General features: G+C 34.4%; 11 protein-coding genes. All 11 read left to right on the top strand.

Going from position 1 to position 15,763, the window contains the following annotated elements; all coding sequences use genetic code 11:
* Positions 1–8 precede the first annotated feature (8 nt).
* Positions 9–1,394, top strand: a complete 1,386-nt coding sequence (locus ABYT26_RS06510; RefSeq protein ID WP_372752086.1) for a sigma-54-dependent transcriptional regulator — start codon at positions 9–11, stop codon at positions 1,392–1,394.
* A gap of 299 nt (positions 1,395–1,693) precedes the next feature.
* A complete protein-coding gene (locus tag ABYT26_RS06505; RefSeq protein WP_372752085.1) occupies positions 1,694–2,119 on the top strand; it encodes a hypothetical protein in 426 nt (141 codons plus the stop codon).
* 157 nt (positions 2,120–2,276) lie between these two features.
* Complete coding sequence (locus ABYT26_RS06500; protein ID WP_372752084.1) at positions 2,277–2,465, top strand: helix-turn-helix domain-containing protein; 189 nt, start codon at positions 2,277–2,279, stop codon at positions 2,463–2,465.
* A gap of 203 nt (positions 2,466–2,668) precedes the next feature.
* Positions 2,669–7,441: a gliding motility-associated C-terminal domain-containing protein gene (locus tag ABYT26_RS06495; RefSeq protein ID WP_372752083.1), complete on the top strand. Its 4,773-nt coding sequence runs from the start codon at positions 2,669–2,671 to the stop codon at positions 7,439–7,441.
* Position 7,442: 1 nt separating this feature from the next.
* On the top strand, positions 7,443–8,462 hold the full coding sequence (locus ABYT26_RS06490; RefSeq protein ID WP_372752082.1) for a type IX secretion system membrane protein PorP/SprF: 1,020 nt from the start codon (positions 7,443–7,445) through the stop codon (positions 8,460–8,462).
* 268 nt (positions 8,463–8,730) lie between these two features.
* Positions 8,731–9,150, top strand: coding sequence for a CsgE family curli-type amyloid fiber assembly protein (locus tag ABYT26_RS06485; protein ID WP_372752081.1), 420 nt, complete (start codon positions 8,731–8,733; stop codon positions 9,148–9,150).
* Between the two features lie 26 nt (positions 9,151–9,176).
* Positions 9,177–9,590 carry a curli assembly protein CsgF gene (locus ABYT26_RS06480; RefSeq protein ID WP_372752080.1) on the top strand — a complete coding sequence of 138 codons (414 nt, stop codon included), beginning with the start codon at positions 9,177–9,179 and terminating at the stop codon, positions 9,588–9,590.
* Positions 9,591–9,616: 26 nt separating this feature from the next.
* The gene (locus tag ABYT26_RS06475) at positions 9,617–11,086 is read left to right on the top strand and encodes a CsgG/HfaB family protein (RefSeq protein ID WP_372752079.1); all 1,470 of its coding nucleotides are present in this window, start codon (positions 9,617–9,619) and stop codon (positions 11,084–11,086) included.
* 340 nt (positions 11,087–11,426) lie between these two features.
* Positions 11,427–13,058 (top strand): hypothetical protein, encoded by a 1,632-nt coding sequence (locus ABYT26_RS06470; protein WP_372752078.1) that lies wholly within the window; start codon positions 11,427–11,429, stop codon positions 13,056–13,058.
* A 340-nt stretch (positions 13,059–13,398) separates the two neighbouring features.
* The gene (locus ABYT26_RS06465; protein WP_372752077.1) at positions 13,399–15,048 is read left to right on the top strand and encodes a hypothetical protein; all 1,650 of its coding nucleotides are present in this window, start codon (positions 13,399–13,401) and stop codon (positions 15,046–15,048) included.
* 292 nt (positions 15,049–15,340) lie between these two features.
* Positions 15,341–15,739, top strand: a complete 399-nt coding sequence (locus tag ABYT26_RS06460) for a hypothetical protein (protein ID WP_372752076.1) — start codon at positions 15,341–15,343, stop codon at positions 15,737–15,739.
* Positions 15,740–15,763 lie beyond the last annotated feature (24 nt).

The raw sequence follows: 15,763 nt of genomic DNA, 5'->3' as shown, positions 1-15,763 counted from the left end.
TAATTGGGATGGCATCTTTAAATAGTTTGAGTATATTAATTTTAGATGATGAGAAGTTGGTTCGAGATGAATTGGGTGAATTTCTAGTTGATCCTAATTTCAGTGTGCTCAAGGCTGGGAGTCCTTCCGAAGCCTTTGATTTGATGAGCGCAAATGAGATTGATATCGCTATTGTAGATGTTAATCTTCCAGAAATGAGCGGCTTAGATGTTTTGGAGAAAGTAAAAAAAGAATATCCGGAAATTGAAGTAATAATGATTAGCGGATATAGTGAAATGGATTCTGTAATTCATTCAATGCGATTGGGAGCATCCGATTTCTTTACCAAACCCTTTCGTTTACGTGATGTTGAAAGTGCAATAGAACGAACTAAGAAATTTATTCATTTGAATAAGAGCTTGATTGAAGTAAAACGAAATTATTCTATAATTTCTGAAGAGTTTTATAAAGCCATGGGGTATGAAATTATTGGTGAAAGTCCTCAAATGAAGAATTTGATCAATATCATTGGTAAAGTAGCCAAAACAGATAATACATCGGTGTTGATTACTGGCGAAAGTGGAACTGGAAAAGAACTTGTGGCTCGTGCAATTCATTACCTCAGTAGTCGAAAAGAGAACTGTTTTTATGCTGTTAATTGCAGTGCAATTCCAGAGTCTCTGTTCGAAAGTGAATTTTTTGGGCACACAAAAGGTGCGTTTACAGGAGCTGTCGATGCAAAGGTTGGATGGTTCGAGGCTGCCAATAAAGGAACGCTGTTTTTAGATGAAATTGGAGATATGCAACTTAATCTTCAAACCAAATTTTTGAGGGTTCTGGAAGATCGTAAAATAATGAAAGTGGGCTCTAATGTCGAAATTCCTTTCGATACCAGAATTATTGCAGCAACAAATCAAGACATTGATAGATTGCATTCTGAAAAAGGATTTCGTCTCGATTTATACCATCGAATTAGTTCGTTTATTATTCAATTAGAACCATTGCGGAATAGAAAAGAAGATATTCCCTTACTATTGGATTATTTTGTGAAGTATTTTAATCGCATGATGGGTAAAAATATTTCTGAAATTGATGGAGCTGTTATTAGGCGTCTTTTGGAATATGAGTTCCCAGGTAATGTTAGAGAGCTAAAAAATATGGTGGAACGAGCCGTGATTATTTGTGATACCAATCGGCTAAATTCATCCCATTTTCAGCTTAGTAGCCTTAAAGATGATAATCGGAAGAGTAATAGGGTAAGTGATGAAAATTTAGACCTCGAACGGGTTGAAATGAATTGTATAAAAAAAGCACTTGAACGATCAAATAATAATAAATCCAGAGCAGCTGGTCTTCTTAATATAACTTGGCAATCCCTTGATAGAAGAATAAAAAAATATAAAATAGAAATATAGCATACTTATTCCTTTTTAGATTCAATCGAATCATTTGAATTTCTTTGTCTCCTTCTCTATATCCGATTTTCACAATATCCGATAATGGATATATTTGCTTAATGAATTACTGGTGTTAAGTGTATCAGTTGGTTACGTGAATTGTGTTAGCTTCTTTAGGTGTCCTTATCCGAATACGGAGGATTATTTGGGCTATTAAATAATGGAATGTTTTGTTTATTGTGCTGTAAAAGAATTGGATAGGTCTTGTGGCATATTGATTGATTGGTTAAGTGTGTAATTGCATAAATCAAGGAATAATGGATGTGTTAATATTGGAAGGAAACTCAATAAAAATTCTTCCTTCATCAGAAGAACCTATGAATATTCTATTTGTAAAAGAAAACAGATCTCTAATCGATGAGCTGAAGGAGTACATTGAGAATCTAGAGGCTAGGGCGTTTTTTGCTGACGATCCCACTGAGATTGAAATTATATTAAATCAAATATCAATTGATTTAGTAATTATTCCATTGAAGGCTATGGCCAATATCGATATGCTAAAATACATTAACGATAATTTTAAAGAAACCAAAGTTGTAATTACGGTTGATCGAGAAATTCAGATTTCGAAATTGGAACACCGGAAAGCGCTTCATACTAATTACGAGTTGTTGCAGAAACAACTTCGTTTATTTGAATTAAAAAAGGCTATTGGTTCAGGAATTTATTATAGTCCGAACTAATATTTAGCTCTATTCACTTTTTAACCAACCATGTAAATTGATAAAATTTACAAAAATTTAGTTTGAAGTGTGAAACAGATGAATTCTCATCTGTTTTCGCTTCAAATTAAGCCAGAAGTAACCTTAATCTCAATTGTTAAACTATAAAACTGAAATTATGAAGAACGAAGTGCAGAACGATTTAGTTAGAATTAAAGACCGACTCAGAATTCTAGATGACAAAAAGAAGAAAGTGGCCAAAATAATTGGTATTACGGATGTGTATTTGTCTTATATTCTTAATGGAAAACGACCTTTAACGACTACAGTTAAGTCAAAACTCTTCGATTATTTAGGCCTCAGTTAAACTTTTAAAAGTACCGTTTAATTCATAGTAAAAATCAGGTAATTGTTCATCACTCGTGGAAAATTACCTGATTTTTATTTATATATCCATGATGCTAGTTAATGGATAGGATTTATTTTGTAAATTGTATGTAATGGCAAGATAATCAATGTTTAAGAATTATTAAACTGAATTTATTTTCTTCTGATTTAGTCGCTTGTTTTATGAAAATTTTAGTTCGCATATTGCTCATTTATTTTATTTTGTCCTCAAATGTAATTTTTGGCCAAGGTCAGGCAGGTATCTGGTACTTTGGTGATAATGCTGGATTAGATTTTAATGTTGATCCTGTTGTTGCTTTAACTGATGGTAGTTTAGATACCGATGAGGGATGTGCTACGGTTTGCACTGCCCAAGGAGATTTGCTATTTTATACCGATGGTGTGACCGTTTACAATAAAAATCATGATGTAATGACTAATGGTACAGGTTTAGATGGAAATGCTTCAGCAACTCAATCATCTATAATTGTACAACAACCAGGAAGTTCTATTATCTATTATATATTTACTGTCGATGCTCATCAAAATGCTCTGCGAAATGGCTTTAATTATTCTGAGGTAGACATGTCTCAAGATGGAGGATTAGGAGCTGTTACTGTAAAAAATTCGGTAATCTATGCCGATGAGGTTTGTGAAAAAGTAACCGCAGTTGCACATGCCAATGGAACCGATTACTGGATTCTGATGCATGCTTGGGATACTCGTGATTTTTATGCCTATCAATTCTCAGCTTCTGGACTTTCTACTCCTGTTATTAGTACCGTTGGGGTGCTGCATAATTCTGATCAAAATTCAGCAATTGGGTATATGAAAATCTCTCCGAGTGGAAGCAAATTAGCTTTGGCAATTTATACTCAGAATTTGGTAGAATTGTTCGATTTTAATACCTCTTCAGGTGTAGTCTCAAATCCAATTCAGCTGAATAATTATACTACACCTTACGGAATCGAATTTTCCCCGTCTGGAGAATTTTTATATGTCAGTCTGTTTTTGGATGGTGAATTGTATCAATTTAATATATCCTCTAATGATGAAACCACTATCAATGCATCCAGTCAGTTAGTAGGAAGTGGTTCATGGCTTTATGGCGCTTTGCAATTGGCTCCGGATAATAGAATATATATGGCCAAGATTGGCACAAATGGAACTACTGGGAGCTTAAATTTAGATGTGCTAAATAGTCCAGATGTGGCCGGAACAGGAGTTGATTTTGTTGCTGATTCCCAAAATTTATCTGGGAGACGCTCTCGTTTAGGTCTGCCTAATTTTGTCACTAGTATCTTTACTTTAGAGTTTGCATATCAGTATGATTGTTTAGGAGATGATACAGAATTCACGATTGTATCAGATTTATCTAATATAGCAGATGCAAGCTGGGATTTTGGAGATGGAAATTCAGAAACATCAACCACAAGTCCCTTTACAGTGAACCATGTTTATGCTACCGCCGATACTTTTACAGTTTCCTTACAAGTGAATTTAATTTCTGGAGGATCGGATACGATTAGTCAATCTGTTATCATTCGTTCTTTGCCAGTTGTTACGGATCAGTCTGAATCGGTATGGGAAGATACTCAAGGTTCTGAAATTGCTAGCGGAATAGATTTAACTTTACTGGAGAGTGCTATAAATAGTACCTCTGGTTCAACTTTTGTATGGTATTCCGATGCCACACTAGATACACTGGTTGCCGATCCTACTAGTGTATCGGTTATTAATGGACAACAATTTTGGGTAGATGTTAATGATGGATTTTGCAGTAATGTTGCGATGGTAACCTATACTGTTAATTCTTTACCTCAAGCTATTGATCAAGACATTGTTCTTTGCGAAGATAATTATAACTCAGGTAATGTATCTAATATCGATCTTACTTTATTGGAATCGGCCATTACAAATAATAACCCCTATACTGTTGCATGGTTTCACGATTTGGCTTTAACACAACCCGTAACTAATACAACAAGTCGGGTTGTTTCTAATGGCGAAGTGTTCTACGCACAAGTATCTATAGGTACCAATACGAGTGTTGCCACTGTAACTTATACTATAAATACCTTACCCGAAGGCAATGACATTGAGGTTCAGCTTTGGGAAGATACTTTTGGCTCGGGAAGTGTTGCTGGTATTAATTTGACCGATTATGATACTCAGGTTGCAGGATCTAATAATGTTGCATGGTTTTCTGATGCTTCTCTCTCAAATTCTGTTACAGATCCAACCAATATTTTTGTAAATGATCAGGATACTTACTATGCGTACATCGATAATGGGCTTTGTAACAATGTGGGAAGCTTGCAATTTACAGTGCGGTCTACTCCGATAGCAAATGATTTAGATCTTGATATTTGTGAAGATGTATATGGAGGAGGAGTTGCCTCGAATGTTAATTTGCCATTGAATGATAGTGCTATAAATGGTGGTACTTTGAGTAGTGTTAGTTGGTATGAAGATGCAGCATTAACAAGTTTAGTGTCGAATCCATCAAGTGTAACTGTAGTTGATGGGCAGGCTTATTATGTTTTGGTTCAGGAAGGAGCAGAATCCAATAGTGCTACAGTAATCTATTCATTAGTAGCTTTACCCATAGCAAATAATCAAAGCATTGTTGAATTTGAGGACGTTGTAGGTTCAATGATCTCTTTGGGTGTTGATTTGAGCTTTTATAATGATGCTATATTAGGAGGAGAATCAAATTCACTTGAATGGTATTATGATTCCAGTCTCACCAATTTAGTTGCCGATCCAACTAGTCAGGATGTAGCAGATGGTGATATTTTCTACGTACTTGTTTCCAATGGACTTTGTTCTAATGTGGCAACTGTTGATTTTTCTGTGGTAAACACTCCGGTAGCTAAGGATGTTTTTCCAGAAGTCTGCGAAGATATCATGGGATCAGGAACTGCCATTGTCGATTTAAGTGCAAACGAAACTCAAATTAATGAAGGCAATGGCGATTCCTTTGCCTGGTATTTCGATTGGCCAACAGAGCCGAATGGCACGCCTGTAAACTTAATTCCCGATCCCACAAGTGTAAGCACTGGTGATGGTGATCGTTTTTTTGCCGCAGTAAGCGACGCATTTAATACAAATATTGCTGTGGCAACTTATAGTGTGCTTTCCTTGCCGGTAGTTTCCGATCAAAATGTTGAAGTTTGGGAAGATAGTTTTGGTAGTGGTGTATCTTCAGGCATCAATTTATCAACTTACAATTCAGTTATTGCAAGTGCTTCAGGTCTCACCGTATTATGGTATCAGGATGCATTGCTTACCAATTTAGTTGTAACTCCTGATAATGTAAGCCTAGTTTCGGGCGATGCGTTTTATGCTTTGGTTGACGATGGAAATTGTCAGTCTTCAGCTATTTTAACTTTTACCGTAAGAAATTTACCCGAGGCAAATGATTTGCAGGTTCAATTATGTGAAGATATCTTGGGTACTGCATCCATAACTTCCTATGATTTGTCGCAATTAGAGAATTCGGTTAATAGTGATCCAGGAACAGTTAAAGATTGGTTTTACGATGCAGCTTTAACAAGTTCAGTTGTAAGTCCAATGAATACAACAGTTTCCGATGGGGATAGTTTTTTCGTTCGGGTTAGCTTTGGAACAGAAAGTAATGTTGCTCAAGTTGATTTTACCATCAATTCTATTCCTGATGCGAAAAACGATACCATCACATTGTGCGAAGATGTTTTTAATACTGGAGAGCATAGCAGAATAAATTTAAACGAATACAAAGCCAATATATCATCATCAGCAAGTAGTAGTTTGTTATGGTACTTCGATTCCAACTATTCCAATCCTGTTTCCAATGTTCAGAATGTTTTGGTTTCCAATGGCGATGTATTTTACGCACGCGTTTGGGATGGAACATGTGAGAATTTTGCTGAATTAACATTCAATATCACCACCTTACCTCAAACTTTAAATGTTAGTGAAGATCTTTGCGAGCAATCCTTCGCTTCCTCTTCGGTAAGTGGTGTGAATTTAACCGATTTTAATTCAGAAGTTTGCACCGATTCACTTGCTAGTTTGCAGTGGTTTGAAGATGATCAGTTAATCATTCCTGTAACAAATTCTTCGGATGTTACGGTTTCTAACCAAAGTTCATATTATGCACTTGCAGTTAATCAAAATGGATGTGAAAGTATAGGACGATTAAATTTCGTGGTGAATTCTCTTCCAGAAGCAAATGATCTAACAATTGATTTATGCGAAGATAATTCTGGAGAAGGAATATATGCTGCTTATGATTTAACGGTTCTCAATGATCAAGTAACAAACAATAGCTCATATATTGTAAGTTGGTATCAGGATATTGATTTGCTTACTCCGGTTCCAAATCCATTGGAAACAACTATTTCTTCTAATGATAGCTTTTATGCTAAAATTGAAAATGGATGTTCAAATTCTTCATTAGTGAATTTCATTATTCATGAAAAACCAGTTCTTGATTTGGGAAGGGATACAACTATTCTTTATGGTGAATCTAAAATATTATCACCAGTCATCGAAAATCGCTTTTTACCTGGAACTTATCTTTGGCAAGATGGATCTACTAATTCAACTTACACAGCATATGAAGAAGGAATGTATGAGTTGCAATATACCGACTTTAATGGCTGTATTAGTGTCGATTCAATTTTCATTTCCGTGGATAGATATCGAATTTTTGTTCCCAATGCCTTCACACCTAATGGTGATGGAGTGAACGACACTTTTGGGCCGATAATAACAGGAGATATAGCAGGAGAAGAAATAGAAATGTTTGTGTACAATCGCTGGGGCGAATTAATTTATGAATTTACCGATTTAGGACGCGGTTGGGATGGAACTTATAAAGGAAAAAACGTGAAAATGGGAGTCTATGTTTGGATCCTACTTGTTAAAGGAAAGGCTCGTAAAGATGGTAATGTATCTTTAATTCGATGACATGAGAAAATGGAAACTTTTATACATCATTGCTTGTTTGCTTTTAACGACTCAGGTTAAAGGGCAGGATGTTGAGTTTTCACAATTCTATGCCAATCGATTGTATCTTAACCCTGCATTCGCTGGATCTGAATATGTTCCGGTCGTTGGTTTATCTTATCGAAATCAATGGCCACAAAATAATCGTCCGTTTGTTACTTACAGTGTTTCCTACGATCAATTTGTTGACGTGATGAATGGAGGAGTAGGTATTTTGCTTTTGCAGGATAATCAAGGACAAGGTGCCATTAAAACAACAACTGCTTCTGCGATGTACTCATATTCCCTTGATATAAATCGAGATTTATCAGTGAATGCAGGTTTTAAAGTTAGCTTTATTCAGCGGAGACTCAATTGGGAATCTTTCGTTTTTTCTGATATGATTGATCCTCTCTATGGGGTATTATATCCTTCTCTAGAAGTTCAGCCAGGTAAATTAAGTAATTCGTATTGGGATTTTTCCATGGGAGTTATTGTTAATTATAAAAGTTTCTATTTTGGAGGAGTTATTGATCATCTTTCAGAACCAAATGAAGCTTTTGTTTCAACCCAAGATGCTGCAATACTTCCGCGTAAGTACACCGTTCATGCAGGAGCAAACATACCTTTTGGGTATTCTCGTGGATTAATGAAGAGTAATTTTACCCTTTCGCCTAATGTCTTATATCAGAGACAGCAAGATTTTGAGCAGATTAACTACGGAATGTATTTGTCTAGAGAAAATTGGGTGGTTGGGGGCTGGTTTCGCCATAATCTTTCTTTCGATTTCGATGCTTTTATTGTTCTACTTGGCTATCAAGTAGAAAAGGTTAGAATAGGCTATTCGTACGATTATGTGGTTTCAAATTTGGTGAAAACAAATTCTGGAGCTCACGAAATATCATTAACTTATTTGTTGGGAAAAGCCAAATCTTCTTGTTCGGGAAGTTATTATTATAGAAAAAACAGAAGAATACGTGCAATTCGATGTCCTAAATTTTAACAAATATTGTGTTGGGTATATCAATTGTATGTAGCCTAAAAGTTTAAGTTTAATTAACTAGTTAACAAAGGTTAAGCTTTCTTAAGAGAAGTCTAATACCTTTTAAATATTATGATATTAAATTTAGAAATGATATATTTATATAGCGATAGTCTTATGTTTTAAGGAATTTTTGATGATGAGTTTTTGTAAAAATTTCGTTTTAGTTTGCATTTTTCTGTGTTCTGCCTGTATAATTAAAGCGCAAGGTCAGAATACCCAAAATGAGATGGACTCTATTCAAACCTTAAAAATTCTTCAGGAAACGCTTGATGAGATTATTGAAAAAAATACAAATTATGAGAATGATGGTCCTGAAATGGAAATTGATGGTTTGGTTATGGATGAAACAAGAACCAAAGTAGGACGTGATTTCTATGATATGTTTTTCTCTGTTTGGATTGCCCCTGAAACAGCAAAGAATTACGTCATTACAATTAAAGAAATGGTTTTGCCTGGATTAGCGACTCAGATTACAGTCTTAGTTAATGAAGATGAGATTTTTAAGCAACGAGTTCAACCACGATATGAAGTGTTAAAACAAATGACTGAATATGCTAATAATAGGGCTGCACAATATTTAAATAATTATGAAAAAATGAAGGCTCAACTTGAGGATGAAGATCAGCAAGGATCGGGAATATTTTAACTTTAAACCTAAAAGTCATGAATTGTATGAAAATTGTATTTATTACGTTGCTTTTAAGCTTCGTATTGCCAATTGAATCCCAAGCTCAGGATTTTGTATATAAACCAATAAATTCATCTTTTGGTGGTGAGCAGTATAATTATAATTGGTTGCTAAGTTCTGCAACAAATCAAAACCGTCTCGAGGATCCAAGTTCGGATGATGCTCTTGATTCTGATGCATTGGATGATTTTCAAGATAATTTAAATAGGCAGATTCTGAACCAGTTATCCAGTCAGTTGGTTAATTCTATTTTTGGTGATGATAGTTCTATTGGGGCAGGATCATATAACCTAGGGAGTTATCAAGTAGATATTTCTGAAGATGCAAGTGGAATAACCGTTAATGTTCAGGATATCACAACAGGTGATTATACCAATGTTGTTATTCCAAGTTATTAGTAATCTGATCAATTAATTTTCTCAGTATGTATAAATATATACTCTATTCTAGTAGTTTAATTATATTGTTCTCCATATTTAATGGCTGTGTACCTCTTTTTAATCAACCACTTAGTGAACAGAGAGCAGAAATTGGTGCAGAAACACCAGCAAAAAAAAATCTTTCTAGTTTGCCCGAACCAAAAGAAAAGATTGTTGCAGCAGTCTATAAATTCCGGGATCAAACAGGACAGTATAAACCTTCTGATAGTGGCTCGAATTGGTCAACTGCTGTCACACAGGGTACTACGTCTATCTTGCTAAAGGCAATTGAAGAATCGGGTTGGTTTATTCCAATCGAGAGAGAGGGCTTGTCTAATTTACTTAATGAAAGAAGAATCATACGGTCAAGTAGGGCAAATTATACAGGTAAAAATGAAAATACTCAATTGTTGCCACCTCTCCTGTTTGCTGGATTGGTTTTGGAAGGAGGCGTTATTAGTTATGATGCTAATGTTCTTACTGGTGGTGCAGGTTTAAAATATTTTGGTGCAGGTGCTTATGGTCAGTATCGACAAGATAGAGTGACCGTTTATTTGCGAGCAATATCTACCAGTAATGGAAGAATTTTAAAAACTGTTTATACCTCAAAAATGATTCTTTCTCAGGAATTGGATGCAAGTGTTTTTAGATATGTTAAATTTAAGCGTTTGCTTGAGGCAGAGACTGGTTTTACTTACAATGAACCTTCCGAGATGGCTGTTAAAGAGGCTATTGAGAAGGCTGTCGAGTCTTTGGTTATTGAAGGAGTTATTGACGGTTTATGGGATTTGAAAAATCCAGAGGAAATTAATTCTAATGTTATTACAAGTTACGCTGAAGAAAAAGAAGAAAATGATGGATCCGATTTTTTCGACCAATTAATAACACCCAGAAGACACAAGTTTGGATTAGGAGTTAATGCTGGTTCTTGGTTATATATGGGCGATTATTCTCATACAGAAATGGAAGTTATGGGTGGTGTCTCTTTACTATATGATACACAGGCTAGTCTTCAATTTGGACTTAATTTTGCTAGAGGAGATTTAGCTACAACGAGTAATTTTCAAAAAACATTTAATTCTTTAGATGTTTCTGCAAAATACCGATTGTTACCTTATAAGGATTGGACACCCTATGTTGAAGGTGGTTTTGGTTTTTTTTCAGAGCAGGAAAAATCAATTTATACGATTGATTTATCAAATTCTATTCATCCTCAGATTTTATATGGGGCTGGTTGCGAATTTCTTTTTAATGAGCATATTGGGTTGAATTTTTCCATAATAAATCATTATATATTTAACGATGAGATTGATGGTAAAAAATTAGGGAATTATAACGATTATTTTTGGGAGGGAAAAGTCGGATTGAATTTCTATTTCGATAAAATTTGGGATGTTAATAAGAAAAAGAAAAATAGAAAAGAAAAAATAAAGAAGAAAGAGGAATCAATATCTGTTGAATCAACTGAAAAATAAATTGATTGTTAAGATCGGATTTTACTGTTTTTATGTTTGTTTAAAGTAGTAATATATCATTAGGTTTAAATAATTCGATAGTAAAAGAGAGTAGTTTAATAATAGTTAACTTTTTATGTTATATGGTTCGCTTGGAATATTTTCGTCTATATTCTTAAATGTATTCATCATTCAAAATCAATGATTGATGTAATCTTATACAATATATTTAATAGATCTATTTACATTTAATATAGGCTTGCTGGGTCAAAGTTCAAATTCATATCAACCAATTAAGTAAATTTAGTTAAAAACTTTTGATTCAGTTTGGTCTGATTTATTCACTTTAAACCTTCAAACCATGAAAAAGTATTTATTTGTTCTTTTAGTCTTTTGGGGCACTGGACTTATAACTCATGCTCAAGTTAATGAATCCAGTGTCAATCAACTAGGGAACGATAATGAAGCAACAATTGAGCAGGTTGGAGTCTCAAATATTAGTGATGTCTATCAAAATGGTAATCAGAATATCGTTGGTGTACAGCAGTCTGGTTATCTAAATAGTTCATTTGTTGAGGAATATGGTGTTGGAAACGAGTATTATGCTACTCAAGCAGAGACCAATTTATCAATAGCTTTGCAAGTAGGAAACTATAACCTTGCTGATGTAGATCAGTTAGGAACGAACTATTCTTATATTACGCAGTTTTTGGGAGATTATAACGCTGCCTACCTTACTCAAGTTGGCAATTTAAATCTATCCATTATTAACCAATTTTTTAGCGATTCAGAAACAGCTAGCGTTTTCCAACAGGGTTTTTCTAATGTGGCTAATATTATGCAATGGGCCGGAATGTACGATGAGGCAACAATTAGTCAATGTGGAAAATTGAATACCGCATCCATTCTTCAGGAAGCTACTTTCATGAATTATGCATTAGTAAGCCAGAATGGATTTGGTAATTATGCTGCTATTGATCAGTGGTTAGGAGATTATAATTCTTCTGAAATTGCTCAATATGGTAAGATGAATACTGCATTTTCAGATCAATATTTGGGATCGTCTAATTCTTCATTAATCATGCAACATGGCAAAATGAATTATGCTTATACCTATCAAGTTGGTGGTTCAATGAACAGTGCTAGTATTAATCAGCATGGTAAATTTAATGAAGCCTATGCAATCCAATCGGGAGGACTAAACAATGAGTCTACTATTTCTCAAAAAGGCAATTCAAATTTTTCAGTTACTGAACAATACGGAGGAATAGGAAATTGGGCTGACATCAATCAACAAGGTAAAGCTAATTCTGCCTATATCTATCAGTATGGTGGATCTCTTAATTGGGCTTTTGTTAGTCAATATGGTAAAATGAATGGAGCAGAAGTAGCTCAAGTTGATGGTTATTGGAATACTGTAGATATTAATCAGGAAGGCAAATACAATCAGGCCTATGTAGAGCAGCTAGACGGATCATTTAATGTTACGGAAGTTGAGCAATATGGTAGTTTGAATGAGGCATATATTAGCCAGATTGATGGTTCGGATACATATGCCTATATTGGTCAAGAGGGAGTATCTAATTATGCTGAAATTATTCAGGTTGATAATTATGAAAGTTTTGCAGGAGTAGCTCAAATTGGTGAGGATAATTATGCTTACATTGAGCAATACCAAACAAGTAATACATTTTCTGGAATTGTTCAGCTTGGCGACGGAAATGTTGCTGAAATAGGTCAGTACAATGTTGATGATAGTTATGCAATAATTGAGCAGTATGGATACGATAATATAGCTGTCTCAATTCAGGCTGATGGTGAAAATAATGCAGCCTACACGTATCAGGTTGGTACAGATAATACATCTTACACAACACAAATTGGTAGTGATAATTACGTAAATGTTTATCAGGAAGGCAATGGTCAAACTTCCATTGTTACTCAATATGGCAATGGTAATTCGGCTACCATTACCCAATCCAACGGATACTAGGTGTATATTAATGGTTTTATAAGTTATAAAGCCATCAAAATTAGATTTTTAGTCTGATTTTGGTGGCTTTTTTATTTTCCGATTTTAATACTCCTTAAACTTTTGTTTAATATTACTTATTCTTTTTTAGTTTAAATAAACATTAGCTAATGAAAGAATAGGATTTATCATCAAATTGCAAACGTTTGTGTAAAAATATGGATGGTTGGAAAGGCTTTTCTTAAATTAGCTAGAGAGACGAAATGATGGGATGAGGTCAGTATTTAAACTCCTCTAAACTCTCAAATCTATACTATATATTTTAAAAATTAATTCACTTTAAACCTTAAAAAAAACAACCATGAAAAGATTTTTATTTTTATTTGTTGCTGTGGTTTTTGCAGTTTCTTCTGCATTTTCACAGATAAACAATTCGGATGTTAACCAATTGGGGGATGATAACGAAGCCACAGTAATGCAGATTGGTAACATAAACCATAGTGATATTGATCAGGATGGTGAAATGAACTTTGCTGATGTATATCAGTTAGGTGATGACAATCGCTCTTACATTATGCAATTGGGTGATTTTAATAGTGCTACAGTGTTGCAAGAAGGAATCTTGAATGTATCTTACATCAATCAAATTGGCGATGAACATATTGCTTATGTAGATCAGTTAGGATTGCACAATGTATCTAGTATTTGGCAAAATGGATGGTTAAATTCAGCTAGTGTGATGCAGCAAGGACGTTTTAATATGTCTTACATTACACAATTTGATTTTGCAAATTCTGCAGATGTTTGGCAATTTGGATTGGCAAACTTATCTACAATTTATCAAGTTTTCCATAACAACTATGCAAGTGTAATGCAGATGGGAAGATTTAATAATAGTAATGTATGGCAAATGGGTGCATTAAGTAGCGCTTTTGTTGATCAAATGGGAAGACGTAATTTTGCTTCTGTAAATCAGCATCTATCTATTTATGCTACTGCTGATATTATTCAAATGGGAAGAATGAATAGAGCGAGTACTTATCAAAGACGTGGTGTTGGTAATTTGGCTTATGTTGATCAGTGGGGACTTAGAAATATGGCCAGAACTACTCAATTATTTGGTGAGTATAATACTGCAATGATCTCTCAGCAAGGACGTTTTAATCATGCTAATGTAATGCAAAGAGGTGGTTATGCAAATATGGCATTTATTCACCAATATGGGATGTTAAACAGAGCTTCCACTTTACAAATGGGAGGATCATTCAATGATGCTTCAATTTACCAATCTGGATGGGCAAATGCAGCTCGTACACTTCAATTAGGTGGAAGTGGAAACATGTCTACCACTGATCAGATAGGTATGCACAACTGGGCATTTGTTGAGCAAATCGACGAAGTTGATGGTACAGTTAGTGTGATGCAGGATGGTTTAGCAAACTTTGCTGATGTAACTCAAAAATATGGCGAAGGAGATGAGGCAACTGTAATGCAATATGGTACTGTTCAAAGAGCTTATATTTCTCAGGTTGCTGGTTTAGGAAACGAAGCTACAATAGAACAAGCCTATTATGGAAACTTGGCAGTCATTGATCAAATTGGTGGAGAGGAAAATACAGCAAATATTAATCAAGATGGGGAGTATAACTTCGCATTTGTTGGACAATTTGGTGGATCCTATTCAAGTGCATCTGTTGAACAAGTAGGAGATTGGAACCGAGGATGGGTATTCCAATTTGGACAGGAAGAGAGTTTGGCAGATATTCTTCAAGAAGGTGATAGCAATATAGCTGTTATTGGACAGATGTATGGTGAAAGAAACGAAGCTTACATTGAGCAAGAAGGAGATAATAATGTCGCTTTAACTTATCAGTATGGTGATGATAATTACTCTTTCCTTGAGCAAATAGGTCAAGATCATTATGGTTTAGTAATTCAAAACGGTAATGATAACTCAGCTAAAACTCAGCAAGGAGATACAGGAACAGTTTTTGAAGTAATTGCTCCTTGATCATAGAAGTAGTTTAAGTATAATAAAAATCCCGCTTAGTCGGGATTTTTTTATGAGCATGAAAACAGGACAATTGTTAATAAATGAATAAACCATGAATAGAATGTTTGAATAAAATACAGACTAAAATGAGGTTTACATAGCAAGCTATGATTGAAACGCATGTAGTTCCACTCACAGTCTTCTTTTTTAAGATAATTTAGAGAAAAGTTACTTTAATTTTAAGTTATTATAGTAATTTAACAGAGCTTATGTTGACTATCATATAAATATTAAATAATTTTATTAGTGGATGAAGAATGAATTAAAACAAATTTTAAAATTATTAACAATACTAGGAGTGCTGTTTTTTACCCATGAAGCCAAAGTGTTAGGACAAGTATCAGTAAAAGCTTGGATTGAAATCGAAGGGGAAATTCATGATTTGTCTCTAAAAGCCAAACTTGAGAATAGTGGAGAGAAAGCATTACCCCTTAATTATGTTCTTAAAGTTAAAAAGGAAGGAAGATCGGGTGATTCTAATACCATTCAAAAAGGTTCTTTTATTGCATTAAGTCATAAGATATGCTGCCTTTCCGAATCAAGAATGAATCTTAAAAAAGATGATGAATTAATCGCCAGTTTGTTTATTTATCATGATAGTCTTTTGGTTGCCAAGGATTCTGTTGTTTTTCATCGATATAATTATTAATTTAATATAACTAAAATTGACAAT

This window comes from Labilibaculum sp., from assembly GCF_041595635.1.
In the GTDB taxonomy this organism is placed as follows: Bacteria; Bacteroidota; Bacteroidia; order Bacteroidales; family Marinifilaceae; genus Labilibaculum.
The sequence above is the reverse complement of the archived record's forward strand: the minus strand, read 5'-3'. Positions and strand labels throughout refer to the sequence as shown.

What these genes read in the sequence shown, in the direction of transcription:
- ABYT26_RS06505 (WP_372752085.1), top strand. Translation starts at nt 1,694, where the DNA reads ATGGATGTGTTAATATTGGAAGGAAACTCAATAAAAATTCTTCCTTCA.
- ABYT26_RS06460 (WP_372752076.1), top strand. Translation starts at nt 15,341, where the DNA reads ATGAAGAATGAATTAAAACAAATTTTAAAATTATTAACAATACTAGGA.
- ABYT26_RS06495 (WP_372752083.1), top strand. Translation starts at nt 2,669, where the DNA reads ATGAAAATTTTAGTTCGCATATTGCTCATTTATTTTATTTTGTCCTCA.
- ABYT26_RS06490 (WP_372752082.1), top strand. Translation starts at nt 7,443, where the DNA reads ATGAGAAAATGGAAACTTTTATACATCATTGCTTGTTTGCTTTTAACG.
- ABYT26_RS06485 (WP_372752081.1), top strand. Translation starts at nt 8,731, where the DNA reads ATGGACTCTATTCAAACCTTAAAAATTCTTCAGGAAACGCTTGATGAG.
- ABYT26_RS06500 (WP_372752084.1), top strand. Translation starts at nt 2,277, where the DNA reads ATGAAGAACGAAGTGCAGAACGATTTAGTTAGAATTAAAGACCGACTC.
- ABYT26_RS06470 (WP_372752078.1), top strand. Translation starts at nt 11,427, where the DNA reads ATGAAAAAGTATTTATTTGTTCTTTTAGTCTTTTGGGGCACTGGACTT.
- ABYT26_RS06475 (WP_372752079.1), top strand. Translation starts at nt 9,617, where the DNA reads ATGTATAAATATATACTCTATTCTAGTAGTTTAATTATATTGTTCTCC.
- ABYT26_RS06465 (WP_372752077.1), top strand. Translation starts at nt 13,399, where the DNA reads ATGAAAAGATTTTTATTTTTATTTGTTGCTGTGGTTTTTGCAGTTTCT.
- ABYT26_RS06510 (WP_372752086.1), top strand. Translation starts at nt 9, where the DNA reads ATGGCATCTTTAAATAGTTTGAGTATATTAATTTTAGATGATGAGAAG.
- ABYT26_RS06480 (WP_372752080.1), top strand. Translation starts at nt 9,177, where the DNA reads ATGAAAATTGTATTTATTACGTTGCTTTTAAGCTTCGTATTGCCAATT.